This window comes from Aeromonas sp. s1(2024) (genome assembly GCF_040908005.1).
Taxonomy (GTDB): domain Bacteria; phylum Pseudomonadota; class Gammaproteobacteria; order Enterobacterales; family Aeromonadaceae; genus Aeromonas; species Aeromonas caviae.
Map to the genome: position 1 here is coordinate 45,791 of NZ_JBFOCW010000083.1, position 16,498 is coordinate 62,288.

Annotated in this window: 19 protein-coding genes; 12 read left to right on the forward strand and 7 right to left on the reverse strand. The window is 60.6% G+C overall.

Going from position 1 to position 16,498, the window contains the following annotated elements; translation table 11 throughout:
- Positions 1-61: 61 nt before the first annotated feature.
- From AB5Y70_RS19580 to zapE, 6 genes are all read right to left on the reverse strand, one after another.
- Positions 62-796, reverse strand: a complete 735-nt coding sequence (locus AB5Y70_RS19580) for a cytochrome c1 (RefSeq protein WP_052814456.1) — start codon at positions 794-796, stop codon at positions 62-64.
- Positions 793-2,010: a cytochrome bc complex cytochrome b subunit gene (locus tag AB5Y70_RS19585; RefSeq protein ID WP_010675853.1), complete on the reverse strand. Its 1,218-nt coding sequence runs from the start codon at positions 2,008-2,010 to the stop codon at positions 793-795. Before AB5Y70_RS19585 ends, AB5Y70_RS19580 begins: the two co-directional genes overlap by 4 nt.
- A 2-nt stretch (positions 2,011-2,012) precedes the next feature.
- Entirely contained in the window at positions 2,013-2,603 is a 591-nt protein-coding gene (gene petA, locus AB5Y70_RS19590) for a ubiquinol-cytochrome c reductase iron-sulfur subunit (RefSeq protein WP_010675854.1), read from the reverse strand.
- Positions 2,604-2,902: 299 nt separating this feature from the next.
- Complete coding sequence (rpsI, locus tag AB5Y70_RS19595; RefSeq protein ID WP_005336286.1) at positions 2,903-3,295, reverse strand: 30S ribosomal protein S9; 393 nt, start codon at positions 3,293-3,295, stop codon at positions 2,903-2,905.
- 14 nt (positions 3,296-3,309) lie between these two features.
- A complete protein-coding gene (gene rplM / locus AB5Y70_RS19600) occupies positions 3,310-3,738 on the reverse strand; it encodes a 50S ribosomal protein L13 (protein WP_005336289.1) in 429 nt (142 codons plus the stop codon).
- Between the two features lie 266 nt (positions 3,739-4,004).
- Positions 4,005-5,099 carry a cell division protein ZapE gene (zapE, locus tag AB5Y70_RS19605; RefSeq protein WP_302097933.1) on the reverse strand — a complete coding sequence of 365 codons (1,095 nt, stop codon included), beginning with the start codon at positions 5,097-5,099 and terminating at the stop codon, positions 4,005-4,007.
- A gap of 139 nt (positions 5,100-5,238) precedes the next feature.
- Between zapE and AB5Y70_RS19610 the strand changes: the two genes are divergently transcribed.
- The 12 genes from AB5Y70_RS19610 to AB5Y70_RS19665 all read left to right on the forward strand — a co-directional run bounded on the left by AB5Y70_RS19610 (position 5,239) and on the right by AB5Y70_RS19665 (position 16,201).
- On the forward strand, positions 5,239-5,619 hold the full coding sequence (locus tag AB5Y70_RS19610) for a YhcB family protein (RefSeq protein ID WP_010675856.1): 381 nt from the start codon (positions 5,239-5,241) through the stop codon (positions 5,617-5,619).
- A gap of 81 nt (positions 5,620-5,700) precedes the next feature.
- Positions 5,701-7,059 (forward strand): Do family serine endopeptidase, encoded by a 1,359-nt coding sequence (locus AB5Y70_RS19615; RefSeq protein ID WP_042015057.1) that lies wholly within the window; start codon positions 5,701-5,703, stop codon positions 7,057-7,059.
- 89 nt (positions 7,060-7,148) lie between these two features.
- On the forward strand, positions 7,149-8,276 hold the full coding sequence (degS, locus tag AB5Y70_RS19620; RefSeq protein ID WP_010675858.1) for an outer membrane-stress sensor serine endopeptidase DegS: 1,128 nt from the start codon (positions 7,149-7,151) through the stop codon (positions 8,274-8,276).
- 308 nt (positions 8,277-8,584) lie between these two features.
- Positions 8,585-8,947 (forward strand): transcriptional regulator, encoded by a 363-nt coding sequence (locus tag AB5Y70_RS19625; protein ID WP_043154577.1) that lies wholly within the window; start codon positions 8,585-8,587, stop codon positions 8,945-8,947.
- Positions 8,948-9,313, forward strand: a complete 366-nt coding sequence (locus AB5Y70_RS19630; RefSeq protein ID WP_049637185.1) for an SFCGS family glycine-rich protein — start codon at positions 8,948-8,950, stop codon at positions 9,311-9,313.
- Entirely contained in the window at positions 9,313-9,609 is a 297-nt protein-coding gene (locus AB5Y70_RS19635; RefSeq protein WP_049637184.1) for a DUF4312 family protein, read from the forward strand. Before AB5Y70_RS19630 ends, AB5Y70_RS19635 begins: the two co-directional genes overlap by 1 nt.
- Before the next feature lie 25 nt (positions 9,610-9,634).
- Complete coding sequence (locus tag AB5Y70_RS19640) at positions 9,635-10,411, forward strand: DUF4311 domain-containing protein (protein ID WP_049637183.1); 777 nt, start codon at positions 9,635-9,637, stop codon at positions 10,409-10,411.
- 11 nt (positions 10,412-10,422) lie between these two features.
- Positions 10,423-11,073: a DUF4310 family protein gene (locus tag AB5Y70_RS19645; protein WP_041211843.1), complete on the forward strand. Its 651-nt coding sequence runs from the start codon at positions 10,423-10,425 to the stop codon at positions 11,071-11,073.
- A 142-nt stretch (positions 11,074-11,215) separates the two neighbouring features.
- On the forward strand, positions 11,216-12,355 hold the full coding sequence (locus AB5Y70_RS19650; protein ID WP_049637182.1) for an amidohydrolase/deacetylase family metallohydrolase: 1,140 nt from the start codon (positions 11,216-11,218) through the stop codon (positions 12,353-12,355).
- On the forward strand, positions 12,339-13,454 hold the full coding sequence (locus AB5Y70_RS19655) for a DgaE family pyridoxal phosphate-dependent ammonia lyase (RefSeq protein WP_049637181.1): 1,116 nt from the start codon (positions 12,339-12,341) through the stop codon (positions 13,452-13,454). The genes AB5Y70_RS19650 and AB5Y70_RS19655 overlap by 17 nt, the downstream gene beginning before the upstream one ends.
- Positions 13,454-14,194, forward strand: coding sequence for a KDGP aldolase family protein (locus tag AB5Y70_RS19660; RefSeq protein WP_049637180.1), 741 nt, complete (start codon positions 13,454-13,456; stop codon positions 14,192-14,194). The genes AB5Y70_RS19655 and AB5Y70_RS19660 overlap by 1 nt, the downstream gene beginning before the upstream one ends.
- A 102-nt stretch (positions 14,195-14,296) precedes the next feature.
- Complete coding sequence (locus AB5Y70_RS19665) at positions 14,297-16,201, forward strand: transcription antiterminator (protein ID WP_103244145.1); 1,905 nt, start codon at positions 14,297-14,299, stop codon at positions 16,199-16,201.
- Between the two features lie 15 nt (positions 16,202-16,216).
- Here the strand turns inward: AB5Y70_RS19665 and npr are convergent, their stop codons facing one another.
- Positions 16,217-16,489 (reverse strand): PTS phosphocarrier protein NPr, encoded by a 273-nt coding sequence (npr, locus tag AB5Y70_RS19670; RefSeq protein ID WP_010675868.1) that lies wholly within the window; start codon positions 16,487-16,489, stop codon positions 16,217-16,219.
- Between the last annotated feature and the right edge of the window lie 9 nt (positions 16,490-16,498).

Genomic DNA, 16,498 nt, shown 5'->3' on the forward strand with positions numbered 1-16,498 from the left:
AAACGGCAATGAAGCATGTCTGTCTTCATTGCCGTGCGTCATATTACTCCGATCTGGTCGCTTAGTGAACGTCGCGCCAGAATTCCTTCTTCAACAGCACAGTGAAGATGAAGAAGATAGCGATGAATCCGAGTACCCAGAAGCCCATGCGTTCGCGCTCCTGCTGCACCGGCTCAGCCGAGTAGACCAAGAAGTTTACCAGATCCAGTACCGTCTGATCATATTCTTCGTTGTTCATTTCACCGTTGCCGTCAGATTTGATGCTGACGACTTGCTGCATCTCCACGCCATCCAGGGTGTGCGTCTCGAACTCGGCGCGGGGCGTCCCCTGCAACGGCTCCAGCACATGGGGCATACCCACGGATGGGAAGACGGCGTTGTTCACCCCGAATGGACGGGTCTCGTCCACGTAGAAGGATCGCAGATAGGTGTAGATCCAGTCTGCACCACGCACCCGGGCAACCAGGGTCAGGTCGGGGGGCGGCGCGCCGAACCAGCGCGCAGCATCCTTCTCGGACATGGCACTCTTCATCAGATCGCCGATCTTGGCACCGGTGAAGACCAGGTTCTCCTTCATCAGATCGTCCGGAATGCCGATGTCGGCCGCCACCCGGTTATAACGCTGGTACTGGGTGGAGTGACAGCCGGCACAGTAGTTCATGAAGGTGGCGGCCCCCCGTTGCAGGGATGCCTTGTCACTCAGATCGTACTCCGCCTTGTCGAGAGGGAAGCCACCGACAGAGGCCAACACCAGACCAGGCAGCAGGGCCAGCACTGCAAAAATTATTCTTTTCATTTGAATGTCACCCTCTCCGGCAGCGGCTTGGTGTTCTCATTCTTGCTGTAGAAGAACAACAGGACGAAGAATCCGAAATAACCCAGAGTACAGAGTTGTGCAATCAGCGTCAGGGTCGGGGTTGATGGCAGCACGCCCAGCACCCCCAGGATAATGAAGCAGACCACGAACTGGGCGATGTTCAGCTTGTGCAGGGTGCTGCGGTAACGCACCGAGCGCACCTTGCAGCGATCCAGCCAGGGCAACAGGAACAGCACCACGATGGAGAGGCCCATCATGATGACCCCCAGCAGCTTGTCCGGCACCGCACGCAGGATGGCGTAGAAGGGGGTGAAGTACCAGACCGGAGCGATATGCGCCGGTGTCTTCAGGCCGTTGGCCACCTCAAAGTTCGGTTTCTCGAGGAAATAGCCCCACATGTCCGGCTTGAAGAAGATGATGGCACAGAAGAAGAACAGGAAACCGGCTACCCCGATCATGTCCTTCACGGTGAAGTAGGGGTGGAATGCGACCGCATCCAGTGGCCAGCCGTTCTCGTCCTTGTGCTTCTTGATGTCGATGCCATCGGGGTTGTTGGAGCCCACCTCGTGCAGCGCCAGGATATGCATGGCCACCAGCATCACCAGCACCAGCGGCAGAGCGATGACGTGCAGCGCAAAGAAGCGGTTCAGGGTCGCACCCGAGATGACATAGTCCCCCCGGATCCACAGGGTCAGATCGTCACCGATAACGGGGATGGCACCGAACAGCGAGATGATGACCTGGGCCCCCCAGAACGACATCTGCCCCCAGGGCAGCAGGTAACCCATGAAGGCCTCGGCCATCAGCACCAGGAAGATCAGCATGCCGAAGATCCACAGCAGTTCCCGTGGCTTCTGGTAAGAGCCGTAGATCATGCCGCGGAACATGTGCAGGTAGACCACGATGAAGAAGGCGGATGCCCCGGTGGAGTGCATGTAGCGAAGCAGCCAGCCGTAATCCACATCCCGCATGATGTATTCCACGGAAGCGAAGGCACCTTCCGCCGAAGGGTTGTAGTTCATGGTCAGCCAGATGCCGGTGATGATCTGGTTGACCAGCACCAACATGGCAAGAGAGCCGAAGAAGTACCAGAAGTTCAGGTTCTTGGGCGCCGGATACTTGGCCATATGGTCGTTGTACATGGCCGTGAGCGGGAAACGATCATCGATCCAGCCCATGAGTTTGGCAAACATGGTCAGGCCTCCTTGCCATCGGCACCGACCAGAATGGTGGTGTCGCTAAGAAATTGGTATGGCGGAATGACCAGGTTCAGCGGTGCGGGGACGCCCTGGAACACTCGACCAGCCATGTCGAATTTGGAGCCATGGCAGGGGCAGAAGAAGCCGGAAGTTACCCCTTGAACCTGCTCGCCGAAGCTGTCGGGCAGATAGGACGGGGAGCATCCCAGATGAGTGCAGATGCCAACGGCCACGAAGATTTCCGGTTTGATGGATCTGTAGCCATTGTGGGCATAGTCCGGTTGCTGTGGCTCGTCTGACGCAGGATCCCGCAGCTTGTCATCGTGTGCAGCCAGAGCATCCAGCGTCTGCTTGGTACGCTTCACCACCCAGACCGGTTTACCACGCCACTCGACGCGGATCAGCTGACCCGGCTCCAGCTTGCTGATATCCACTTCAACCGGGGCGCCTGCCGCCTTGGCTTTGGCACTCGGATTCCATGACTTAATAAACGGCACTGCGGTAAAAGCAGCTCCTACACCGCCAACGGCAACCGTTGACCAGGTAAGAAATCTGCGGCGACCGGTATCAACTGGCGCATTGCTCATCCAAAAACTCTCCCATGTGGACTCCGCTCATTCTTATAGTGTCCCTGTTTACTTCTCCTCTCCCTCTGACAACTGCAATGGAAGCGGAGTGGCAATTGACACAGAAAGACCATGGAAATTTTAAAGAAAAGATAACAATTTGACAAGAAAGGGAGTCGATGGGCAAAAACAATAAATACACAATTTTTTGTCTTTTGTGACGTATGCTTAGCATTGTCACATGTAACATTACCAATAAAAAAAGCCTGGCAAATTGCCAGGCTTTTTTGACACTCCTGAGAGTGCGTACCAAAAGCGAATTAACGCTTGGAGTACTGCGGACGCTTACGCGCTTTGTGCAGACCGACTTTCTTACGCTCAACCTTACGGGCATCACGAGTAACAAAGCCAGCTTTACGCAGTTCGGAACGCAGGGTCTCGTCGTACTGCATCAGAGCACGAGTGATACCGTGGCGGATCGCACCAGCTTGACCGGAGATGCCACCACCGTTAACGGTGATGTACAGATCCAGTTTCTCGGTCATCTCGACCAGTTCCAGCGGCTGACGAACTACCATGCGGGCAGTCGGACGGCCGAAGTATTGCTCCAGGGAGCGCTGGTTGATTACGATTTTACCGCTACCCGCTTTGATGAATACGCGAGCAGTGGAGCTTTTGCGACGGCCGGTACCGTAGTATTGATTTTCTGCCATGTTGCCAGTTCCCGTTAGATATCCAGTACTTGAGGTTGCTGAGCAGCATGAGCGTGCTCTGCGCCTGCGTAAACTTTCAGCTTACGGAACATGGCACGGCCCAGCGGACCCTTCGGCAGCATGCCCTTGACGGCAGCTTCGATTACCATTTCCGGCTTACGCTGAATCAGCTTGTCGAAGCTGATGGACTTGATACCACCCGGGAAACCGGAGTGAGCGTGGTACATTTTGTCGGTAAATTTCTTACCGGTTACGTGTACCTTCTCAGCGTTTACAACGATGATGTAGTCACCGGTGTCAACGTGCGGAGTGTACTCTGCTTTGTGCTTACCACGCAGACGAGCAGCGATCTCGGTTGCGATACGACCCAGAGTTTTACCTTCTGCGTCCACAATGTACCAGTCACGTTTTACGGTTTCTGGCTTGGCAACGAAAGTTTTCATTAAGTTAAACCCAATTACCTGTTACAGACCCAATTGCTTATGGGGGCTCTCCCACAAACAACAAACGATGGCCTACCTGTACCCCTTCGAATACAAGTAAAGCTTAAAGTGTTGCTGTCTTATCGACAGCTGTAACGTGGGCCGGGCGATTATAAGTGAAGTTGCCTTAAATATCACCTGCTAATTTCACTGCCATGAAGCTAGCAAATGTCGCCCGGCCCTACCTGCCGCAGATGCCCATCCGACTGGCAGGCGCGGTATTGTGACTAAGGAAGGTGCACTCTGGCAAGGTATTCGTGCGATTGCATCTCCTGAAGCCTTGAAAGGCAACGCTTGAATTCGAAATTCAGCAGGCCTTCGCCATAGAGCCCGGTCATGGGGACCGCCGCCGATATGATGAGCTTGACGTGCCGCTCATAAAACTCGTCCACCATGGCGATGAAGCGGCGGGCCGCGTCATCCGTGCCGCTGCCCATGGGTTGCACATTGGCCAGCAGGACGGTGTGGAACTCACGGGCCAGTTCGATGTAGTCGCCCTGGGAGCGTGGAGTACAGCACAGCTGTTCAAACTCCATATAAAGCACCCCTTCCCCCACGCCCAGTGCACTCAGTTGGCGATGGTTGATTTCCAGTGCGGCGGCAGTCACCTGCCCAATCCCGGTCAACTGGCTGAAATAACGATCCAGGTTGCTCCTGGCCTGATCATCCAGCGGGAAGTGATAGATCTCTGCCTGTTCCAGGGTTCGCAGCCGGTAATCGACACCGCCATCGACATTGATCACCTCGCAGTGGCGCTCGATAAGCGCGATGGCAGGCAGGAAGCGAGCACGCTGCAACCCGTTGCGGTAGAGATCCTGAGGGGGGATGTTGGATGTGGCCACCAGCACCACGCCATGGCCAAAGAGTTCCTGGAACAGAGTGCCGAGCAGCATGGCATCCGTGATATCCGAGACGAAAAACTCGTCGAAACAGATGACGTCGGTCTCGTCGGTCAGCTTGCGGGCGATCAGCTTGAGCGGATCGGACTGACCGGTCAGCCCTCTGAGCTCGTCGTGCACACGTTGCATGAAACGGTGGAAGTGGATGCGCAGTTTGCGCTCCCCCGGCAGGCTCTCAAAAAAAGTATCCATCAGCCAGGTCTTGCCTCTGCCCACACCGCCCCACATATATAACCCCTGGACGGGGTCACGGGTTTTCGGCTTTTGCAGCCAACCCAGCAGGCCACGGGATCTGGTCGGAGTCGGGCTTGCGCACAGATCCTGATAGAGTCGCTCCAGGCGGGCGACTGCCATGGCCTGGGCCGGATCGGCCACAAAGCCGGGGCGCTGCAAATCCTGCTGATATTTTTGCTGCGGGGTCATCCTGTAAACCGCCTCCAAGTCCCTGAATGAGGGACAAAATGGTATCACGCTCTCGGGGGGCACGGTATAGTGCCAACGAGGCGTTGCGGTCCATCCGACCGCTTCAAATTCATCGTGTTAGCTGTAACAAGGAGCTTCTATGACTCTGTTTAACGGGATCCTGCTGGCGATCGCCGCCCTGATCATCGGCGTGCTGATCGGCCGCTTCTCTGTCCGTAGCCGGGATGCCGGACGCCTGGAACAGGAGCTGAAAAAAGCCCACAAGGAGCTGGAAAGCTACCAGGGGCAGATCACCACCCACTTCGCCGACAGCGCAGCCCTGATGGAGCAACTGGCCGAACAGTACCAGACCCTTTATCGCCATATGGCGGAACAGAGCAAGTTCCTGGCCAAGGTACAGGAACCACTGTTCCGCGAACCCGAAGTGGAAGAAACAGGCGATGCCGCCAACAGCGAGGAGCCGGGCCTTCCTCCCCGCGATTACGCCGGTGCGTCCGGCCTGCTCAAGCAGCCGGGCTGATCGTCGGTTGAACTAATTACGCTTTATCGTGGTCAGACCTTGACGATTGCACTGCAACTTTTTCTGGGAGCTGTTTCTCATATGCGTAAATCTCTTTCTGTATTCAGTGTCTTAGCCCTCAGTGTCGGTATCGCCATGTCCTCAGCACCGGCGCAGGCCGCACTGCCCCTGATGGCGAACAACCAGGAGATGCCGAGCCTGGCCCCCGTCCTCGAGCAGGTGACCCCTGCCGTGGTCAACATCTCCGTCTCTGGCAAGAAGATCACCCGCCAGCGCCTGCCGGAACAATTCCGCTTCTTCTTCGGCCCCAACATGCCTGACGAGCAGGTGAGCGAGCAGCCCTTCCAGGCGCTTGGTTCCGGCGTCATCATCGATGCCAAGAAAGGCTACGTGATCACCAACGCCCACGTGGTCCACGAGGCGGACGAAATCAAGGTCAACCTGAAGGATGGCCGTGAGTATGCAGCCAAGAAAATAGGGGAAGACAAACAGTCGGATATCGCCCTGCTGCAAATCAAGGCCGAGGATCTGGTGCAGATCAAGTTCGCCGACTCCGACGAGCTGAGAGTCGGTGACTACGCGCTGGCCATCGGCAACCCGTTCGGCCTGGGCCAGACCGTCACCTCCGGCATTGTCAGCGCCCTGGGTCGCAGCGGCCTCAACATCGAAAATCTGGAGAACTTCATCCAGACCGATGCGGCCATCAACTCCGGCAACTCGGGCGGCGCCCTGCTCAACCTGCGCGGGGAGCTGATCGGCATCAACACCGCCATCCTGGGCCCCAACGGCGGCAACATCGGCATCGGCTTTGCCATCCCGTCCAACATGGTGCGCGATCTCTCCGAGCAGATCGTGAAATACGGCGAAGTGCGCCGTGGCCAGCTGGGGATTACCGGCACCGAGCTCACCAGCGAAATCGCCAAGACCTTCGGCTACAACAAGAAGGACGGTGCCTTCGTCAACCAGGTCATGCCTGACTCCGCTGCCGCCAAGGCAGGCATCAAGGCAGGCGACATCATCATCAGCATCGATGGCAAGCCCATCCGCTCCTTCGGCGAGCTGCGTGCCAAAATCGCCACCATGGGGGCCGACAAGCAGGTCTCGCTCGGCCTCATTCGTGACGGCAAGGAGCAGACCGTCAAGGTCACCCTGAAGAAAGCAGATGACAGCGAGATCCTGGCCAGCGCCCTGCATCCGGCACTGGAAGGGGCCAAGCTGAGCACCACCACGGACCCCGTGACCGGCGTGGCCGTCTCCGACATCGATCCCCGCTCACCGGCAGCCGCCTCCGGCCTGCAAAAGGGCGACATCATCATCGGGGTCAACCGCCAGCGCATCAACTCCATGGGTGAACTGACCAAGGTGTTGAAAAACAAGCCGGAAGTCCTGGCGCTGAACATCCAGCGCGGCGACTCCTCACTCTATTTGGTGATCCGTTAAGCCCCTCACACCCGCGGCAACCGCCGCGGGTGATTTTTATCCATCGATAATGTTATTCTCTGCCCGCAGCCTGTACGGACGAGAAAGACATGAAAATCCCACCTCTGATCAGCTACTTGGGCAAGTCCGTCGGCTTTGGCCTCGCCATGGCTGCGCTTTTGTTGCTGGTGTTCCCCAATTTTCGCGGCGGCGCCCCCCTGCCGGGCCTCATCACCAATGCCCGCGAGCTGAGCTTCTCCTACGCGGCCCATCGTGCCGGCCCTGCCGTCGTCAACATCTACACCCGCAGCTTCGCCGGCAATCGCGGTGAAAAAGCCGAACTCAGACCCCAGGGGCTGGGGTCCGGCGTCATCATGAACCAGCGCGGTCACGTGCTCACCAACTATCACGTCATCGCCGATGCGGACCAGATCATCGTCGCCCTGCAAGATGGTCGGGTATTCAGTGCAGAGCTGGTCGGCACCGACAAACTGACCGATCTGGCGGTGCTCTACATCGAATCGGACAACCTGCCGGTGATCCCTCAGGACCCGGATCGTCTGCCGGACGTGGGAGACGTGGTGCTCGCCATCGGCAACCCCTACAACGTCGGCCAGACCATCACCCAGGGCATCATCAGCGCCACCGGGCGTATCGGCCTCTCCAGCATGGGGCCGGACAGCAACGGCCGGCAGGATCTGCTGCAAACCGATGCCGCCATCAACGAGGGCAACTCCGGAGGCGCCCTGGTCAATGGCCGTGGCGATCTGGTGGGTATCAATACCGCCGCCTACCACCTCAACGGCAATCAGGAGAGCTATGGCATCAGTTTTGCCATCCCCTACAAGCTGGCCAAGCGCATCATGGACGAGCTGATCGCCAACGGTCGGGTCATCCGCGGCTACCTCGGCATCTCCAGCGTCGAGATCAATCCCATCGTCGCGCGCATGCTGAACCTGGGGGACTTGCAGGGGTTGGTGGTGGAGAGCCTGGATCCCAATGGCCCAGCCACCAAGGCCGGTCTCAAACGTGGGGATGTGCTGCTCAAGATCAACGGAGAGGCCATCACCGGCGTGCGTCCCGTCATGGACAAGATCGTCGAGAGCCGCCCCGGCACCAAGCTCACCATCTCGGTGATCCGCAACGGCAAGCCGCTGGACGTCGATGTCATCATCGAAGAGGACCTGCGCTACCAGAATCAGACCCTGCCGACCAGCAGTGCGGCACCCGCCACCTGAAGGGCGGATCCTCGCGGGGCCCGACAAGGCCCTTTTTTGTGCCCGCTTTCCTCCGGCTCCCACCTGTGCGTGAGACAGCTCACACATTGCGCCAATGGGCAATCGGGCGAAGACGCCGTCAAAACCCGCCACCGATCACACTCCCTTGCAGCCAGTCCGCTCCTTTCCTCTCCTTGATCGCCAAAAGGGCTTCTTTTGATGCCTTTCCCTCCAAATTTCCACTTCGAATCGGAAAAAACCTGCCTCCTCCCGCACTCTCCTCCGCTTTATGGTGATCCCATCCTTTCTGCCAGCCTGGAGAGCAGACCTTGAATACCGACACCCATGACGCCCCCCTGACCCCGGACAGCCCGGCACTGCTGCGCAAGACCGACCTGACCCTGGCCCGCATTCACAACCTGCTGGCGGATCAGGGCATACGCCCCAACGACGTGCAGCAGCAGATGCTGGCCTCCCACGTCAAGGCCATGGTGTGGCGCTCCTACAGCGGGGAATCCCTGCCGGAGGTCGACCTCAACCTGTTCGAGGAGATCTCCCCCCTTTCCCTGCGCCTGGCAGAGCAGGTCGTCGCCTGGCTCGACCGCCTCGCCTACGAGGAGGCGCACCTCTTGTCCGTCCATTTTGAAGTGGCCAAAGAAAACGAACTCAGCTCAGTAAAAGGAGAAAGCTAAATGACTGCCATCAAACTCGTGATTGGAGATCGTCTCGGCAAGGGTCAGAAAGTGGGGGCAGGCGCAGAAGCCGCCGGCGCCACCGTGACCGTCATCCCCGGCATGGCCGCCGACATGAAGCTCGGTGATGTGATGAACAAGGAGCAGGCCGACCTTGGCATCTCCTTCTGCGGCAGCGGTGGCGCGGGCGCCATCACGGCCCAGACCAAGTACGGCTACAAGTGCCGCTACGGCATGCGATCCATCGAGGAGGGTGTCACCGCCATCAACGAGGGGTGCGTGGTACTGGGCTTCGGCTTCATGGACAAGGAAGAGCTGGGCCAGAAGCTGATCGAAGCCTTCGCCAAGAAACACGGGCGCACCTGATGAAAGAACACTTCACCACCCGGATCACGGTCAACGGCAAGGGGGCGACTCGCCAGCAGGCGTTCGCTGCAGCCCTCAGCCAGGTGCAACCCAGCCTGCTCAAGGAGAGCCCCAAGGTGATGCTGCGCATCGAACCCCTCGAGGTCGAGGTGCTCGAGGCCGAGGAGTCGGTACGGGTGGAGAAGTTCCTGTTCTTCTTCCTGCCACGCCAGCGCCACGAGTTCCGGGTCCGGCTGGCGATCACCGTCAAGGTCATCAGCCTGGATGTCGACAAGGTGGATTTCACCCGGGCCTGACCCCACAACCAAAAGGACAAGTTGGATGTTTCTAATCATTTTGATGAAGTCACTCATCATCGGCGGCCTGGTAGGCGTCGGGGTGGGGGCTGGCGCGGCGCGGATGTTCCACGCCCCGACCGTACAGGGGATGGGCGCGTTCCGTACCCTGGGCGAGCTCAACTCCTGCGAAGGGGACCCCGCCTCCCACTTCTCGTTCGGTCTGGGCTTCTTCTTCAACGCCTGGGCCTCCACGGTCGCGGCCGGCGCCTTCACCCAGGACGTGGATCACCGCATCCTGCCGAACTGGGGTGCAGCGACCCTGATGATCAAGAACCGGGATCTCGCCACCACCCTCCATGATCCCAAAAAGATGGCCATCGCCTGCGGCATCATTGGTGCCATCGTGGTCGCCTTCCTCAACAGCACGGCCGCCGCCGTACCTGCCGCCCTGCAGGTGACCGCGGTCAAGGTGCTGGTGCCCGCCGCCAACCTGCTGGTCAACACCGTCATGCCGGTGATCTTCTGGCTGGCCGCCATCGAGGCAGGCAAGAAGTCCGGCTTCTGGGCCACCATCTTCGGCGGTCTGGCCCAGCTCATCATGGGCAACGCGGTACCGGGCCTGGTGCTTGGCATCCTGATCGGCAAGGGGGTGGAGGAGAGCGGCTGGAACCACGTCACCAAGGTGATGATGAGTGCCATCGTCCTGCTGTTCGTGCTGAGCGGCTTCTTCCGCGGCTTTGACATGAAACTCATTGAATCCTTCCACCTGGGCGTTCCCCTGTGGCTGGAAAACGTCCACAACCTCATGAGCGGCAAATAAGGAAGCACACCATGGATGAGAAACTGAGAAACAACTTCTGGTATGCCGACTGGTCCTTCCCCATCTTTGTCGGTCTGCTCTCTTCCGGCGTCTTCGCCGGTACCCACATGTTCTACCTCTACGGGGTCGGCGCCTTCAACGAGGTGGCCTTCGTTGCCATGCTCAAGGCCGGCATGGACACGGGGGCCTATGGTGCAGTCGCCGCCTTCGGTGCCAGCTTCCTGTTCGCCCGCATCATCGAGGGCTCCCTGGTGGGGATCCTCGACATCGGCGGCGCCATCCAGACCGGAGTCGGCCTAGGGGTGCCCGCCCTGCTGCTGGGGGCCGGCATTGTCTATCCGGTGGAAAATTTCACCGCTTCCCTGATCACCGGCATGGGGATTGGGATGGCCATCGGCTACGTGATCATCCTGGCGCGCAAGTTCACCATCAACCAGAGCAACTCCACCTACGGGGCGGACGTCATGATGGGGGCTGGCAACAGCTCCGGCCGCTTCCTCGGTCCCCTCATCATCCTCTCCGCCATGGGCGCCTCCATTCCCATCGGGATAGGCTCCCTGCTGGGTGCCCTGCTGTTCTACATCTGGGAGAAGCCCATCACGGGCGGCGCCATTCTGGGGGCCATGCTGTTCGGGACCTTCTTCCCCATCGCCCTGGCTTAATCCAAGGCCGTCTCTTCGGCGGCATTCAAGAACCTGTTTGCGCTCTGTCGCGAGAGGTCGTCAGCAAGGTGAAGAGCAACACATGAGCCTTGGAAGCAGCCTCGCAGTAAGAGCACAAGCAGGTTCCAAGAGGGATATCAGCATGTACGACATGATCATCAGGGCGGGACGCCTGGGAAACGGGCAGCTTGTCGACGTCGCCATCAAGCATGGCAAGATAGCGGCGCTGGGTTCGCTGCCAGGGAGCACGGAGGCGAAGCAAACCCTCACTCTGGGCGGGCAGGTCCATGTGAGCGCCGGCTGGATCGACGGCCACACCCACTGCTACCCCGCCTCTCCCATCTATCACGATGAGCCGGACAAGGTGGGCGTGGAATCCGGCGTCACCACCGTCATCGACGCCGGCAGCACCGGAGCCGACGATGTGGACGACTTCCAGCGTCTCGCCGCCACCTGCAAGACCCGGGTGCATGCCCTGCTCAACATCTCCCGCATCGGTCTGCTGCGTCAGAACGAGCTGGCGGATCCGGCAGACATCGATCCCGTCCTCGCCCAAGCGGCCATCCGGCGCCATCCCGGCTTCATCGTCGGCATCAAGGCGCGCATGAGCGGCAGCGTGGTGGGTGAAAGCGGTCTGCAACCCCTGCGCATGGCCAAGCAGATCCAGCAGGCCAATGGCAACTTGCCGCTGATGGTGCACGTGGGCAACACGCCGCCGGATCTGGACGAGATCGTCGCCCTGCTGGGGGAGGGCGATCTGCTGACCCACTGCTTCAACGGCAAGCCCAACCGCATCCTGACCCCGGCCGGCGAACTGCGCCAGGCGGTGCGTGAGGCGATGCGGCGGGGGCTCTTGCTCGACATCGGCCACGGCGGCGCCAGCTTCAGCTTCGAAGTGGCGGAGCTGGCCATTGCTCAGGGGATCCTGCCCCACACCATCAGTTCAGACATCTACTGCAAGAACCGCATCAAGGGGCCCGTCTACAGTCTGGCCCACGTGATGTCGAAGTTCTTCGCCATCGGCATGACCCTGGAGCAGGTGCTCGCCTGCGTCACTCACCAGGCCGCCGATGCCCTGCGCCTGCTCGGCAAGGGGCGACTCGAGGTGGGCGCCGATGCAGACATCACCCTGTTCGAGGTGAGCTGCGGCCCCACTCTCTTTACCGATACCGAGGCCGGCGCCCGCAGCGGTGACCGGCAACTGCTCCCTCTCGCTGCCTTGGTGGGCGGCGAACTGGTTCTGACTCACTACGGGAAATCACACCATGCCTTCTGTGTATGAGAAATACCGGCTCAAACCGGTGATCAACGCCTCCGGGCGCATGACCATCCTCGGCGTATCCACCCCCGAGCAGGAGGTGGTCGATGCGGTCAACTTCGGCCTCGGCCACTACTTTGAGGTGAAGGATCTGGTCAACAAGACCGGCGCCTACCTGGCCGAACTGCTGGGCGTTGAAGATGCGGTGGTGGTCTCCTGCGCCAGCGCCGGCATCGCCCAGTCGGTGGCCGCCGTGATCGTGCGCGGCGACCCCTATCGCCTCGAGCAGTTGCATGCTCATGCCCACGACGTGCCGAGCGACATCGTGCTGCCCAAGGGCCACAACGTGAACTTTGGTGCCCCCGTCGGCACCATGGTCAACCTGGGGGGCGGCAGGGTGGTGGAGGCAGGCTACGCCAACGAGTGCTCACCCGCCCAGCTGGCCGCCGCCATCCATGCCAATACCGCCGCCATCCTCTACATCAAGTCCCACCACTGCGTGCAGAAGAGCATTCTGTCGGTGGCCGAGGCAGCCGAGGTGGCCAAGGCCCACGGGATCCCGCTCATCGTCGATGCAGCGGCCGAAGAGGATCTGCGTCTCTACTACAACCAGGGTGCGGATCTGGTCATCTACAGCGGCGCCAAGGCCATCGAAGGGCCCACCAGCGGCCTGGTGCTCGGCAGGCGTCAGTATGTGGAGTGGGTCAAGCAGCAGGCCAACGGCATCGGCCGTGCCATGAAGGTGGGCAAGGAGGGGATCCTCGGCCTCACTCACGCCATCGAACGCTATCTGGCCAAAGAGAAGGAGAGCGGCGCCGCCATGGTCGCCAAGATGACCCCCCTCATCGAGCGCCTCAACCAGCTGCCCGGCGTCACCGCCAAGGTGGTGTGGGACAGCGCGGGGCGCGACATCGCCCGCACCGACATCACCTTCGACCACCAGCAGATCGGCATGACCACGGCGGAAGTGGTCTCCCGTCTGCAACAGGGTACCCCCGCCATCTACTGCCGCAGCTACAAGGCCAACGAGGGGCACATCGAGATAGACGTGCGCAGCGTCACCGTGCCCCAGCTCGACCAGATCCACTCCGCCATTGCCCACCTCGTTCAGGAGAACAACTGATGTCTCTTACCCCCAATTACTACCGCGATCGGGTCTGCCTCAACGTGCTGGCAGGTTCCAAAGAGAATGCCGTCGACATTTATGAGGCCGCCGAGGGTCATGTGCTGGTCGGTGTGCTCTCCAAGAACTACCCGGACATTCCCTCTGCCGTCGCCGACATGCAGGCCTACGCCAAGCTCATCGACAACGCCCTCTCCATCGGGCTGGGAGCCGGTGATCCGCGCCAGTCCGCCATGGTGGCCGAGCTGGCCCGCCAGTTGCAGCCCCAGCACGTCAATCAGGTGTTCACCGGGGTCGGGGCCAGCCGGGCGCTGCTCGGTCAAGCTGATACCCTGGTCAATGGCCTTGTCTCCCCCACCGGCACCCCCGGCATGGTGAAGATCTCCACTGGCCCCCTCAGTAGTCAGCAGCCCGATGGCATCGTCCCCATCGATACCGCCATTGCCCTGCTCAAGGACATGGGGGGCAGCTCGGTCAAGTTCTTCCCCATGGGGGGACTCGCCTACCGCGCCGAGTATCAGGCTGTGGCCGAGGCCTGTGCCCGCCACGGCTTCTGGCTGGAGCCCACCGGCGGCATCGATCTTGAGAACTTCGAGGAGATAGTGCGGATCGCGCTGGAGGCAGGAGTCGAGAAGGTGATCCCCCACGTCTACAGCTCCATCATCGACAGTGTCAGTGGCCAGACCCGGCCGGAGGATGTGCGTACCCTCCTCGCCATGGTGAAGGCACTGCTGGCATAGCAACCCCACAGGCACCGGTCCGATCACTGGGCGGTGCCTGGCTTGTTAATGACCCCCTTGTTAACATCGCCCCACCATCCGCGACAGGAGTCCCCACCCCTCATGACCAAGCTGCCCCACCCCAGACTCCAGCAACTGCTCGCCCTGCTTCACGCCGAGCCTCTGCCACAGGAGGAGCTGGCCCGCCGTCTCAATGTTTCCACCCGCACGGTGCGTACCGACGTGGCGACCCTGAACGAGCTCATCGCCACCCGGGGCGCCCACCTGATCCATCAGCGGGGCAGCGGCTACCAGCTCAAGATCTACAATCAGGGACTGTTCGATGCGCTGCTGGCCGCCCAGGGGCAGGAGAGCCCCCTGCCTCGCACCAGCCGCGAGCGGGTGCTGCACCTCCAGGTCTTGCTGCTGACGGCGGAACAGGGGATCAAACTCGACGAGCTGGCGGACACCTGGTATCTGAGCCGGGCGGCTTTGCAAGGGGACATGACGGAGGTGCGGGAGCGGCTCGCCCACTTCGGGCTCACCATCGACAGCAAACCCAGAGTGGGGATGCGCATTGCGGGAAGCGAGATGGCGATCCGCGCCTGCCTCACCCAACTGCTCTGCCAGGAGCTGCTGCACCAGCATCCGCTCCAGAGCCTGTTGCCCACCCTCTGTCCCAGCAAGACGCTGGAGGTAGTGGGCAACCACATTCACGAGCAACTCGGTCGCCATCAGCTGCGCCTGGCCGACGAGAGCCTGCAGCAAGTCACCGTCTACTGTGCCGTCGCACTGCTTCGCCAGGCGTCTGGCCACGAGTTGCGCCAGTTTGCCAGCGACGACATCACCCCACCCCTGGCAGTGGTGGCCCGCGACATCTATGCCGAGCTGCCAACCCTGACGTCACCGGGGCAGGAAGAGATCGCCTGTCTCGCCATCCAGATCCAGGCTCGCCTCACTGCAGAGACGCCCCTGCTCAGCCCGGCCATGGCGGCCGAGAGCGAGCAGCTGACTACGCACCTGCTGGGTTACATCCACCACCACTACCCCTATGACCTGCGCGGCGACCCGCAATTGCGAGCCGACCTGCAGACCCATATCGGCGCCATGCTGCTGCGAGTCAAATACCAGATTGGCAGCCACAATCCCCTGGCGGACCACATCAAGCAGTATTACCCCCTCGCCTACGACATCACCCTGGCGGCCATCTCTGAGTGGATCAGGCAGACCCCCTACCGGTTGACCCATCACGAGATCGGCTACCTGGTGATCCACATCGGGGTCGGCCTGGAGCGCCACTACGACATCGGTTACACCCGGCGCCCCCAGGCGCTGCTGCTGTGCGATGCGGGCAACGCCACCTTCCGGGTGCTGGAAGCACGCATCCGGCGGGAATACCCCCAACTGCAGCTGACCACGCTGGAGTCGGTACGGGATTACGAAGGGCTTGCGCGGATCGAGCAGGATTTCGTCATCAGCACCCTCAAGGTGAGCGAGAAGAATGCTCCCGTGGTACAGGTCTCCCCCTTCCCGACTCAGTACCAGCTGGAGCAGCTCGGCAAGCTGGTGCTCGTCGATCGCACCCGTCCCTATCTGCTCGACAAGTATTTCGATGCCGACCACTTCATGGTGCTTGATGAACCCATCAGCCAGGGGGTGCTGTTTGATCGCATCTGCAGCCAGCTTGAGGCGGAGGATCTGGTGGAGAGCGGATTCCGGGGATCCTTGCAGGAGCGGGAGCGAATTGTCTCAACCATGCTGGGGGACGGCATCGCTCTGCCCCACTCCCTCGGCCTGCTGGCGCGCCGCACCCTGGTCTATACCGTGCTGGCCCCCCAGGGGATCGATTGGGGCAACGGCGAGAGCGCTACCCTCATCTTCGTGCTGGCCATCGCCAAGGCGGATTATGAGGAAGCCATGGGACTTTATGATCTGTTTCTGGCACTGATGAACGAAAAAGCCAGCAGAAGTCTGCTGGCTTGTCGGGATTTTGCCGCTTTCAAGGCGCTGGCTCGCAGCGCACCTTGAGCACGCCGAGGCGTATTACTCCTCATTGAAGCCCGAGGTGAACAGCGCCACCACGGCGGCCAGGGCCTCCACCTCTTCGGGGCCCTCCACCTGCACCTCCACCTGTTTGCCCTGGGCGGAGTCCAGCATCAGCAGGCCGATCACGCTGTCCGCGTCGGCCTCGACCCCCTCTTCGTTGCGCAGCAACACGTGGGCATCGAACCCCTGCACCAGCTCGAACAGCATCATGGCCGGTCGCGCGTGAATGCCTAACTTGTTTTTGACTTCTACCGAGGCGGAAACGGTCATCTGAGCATC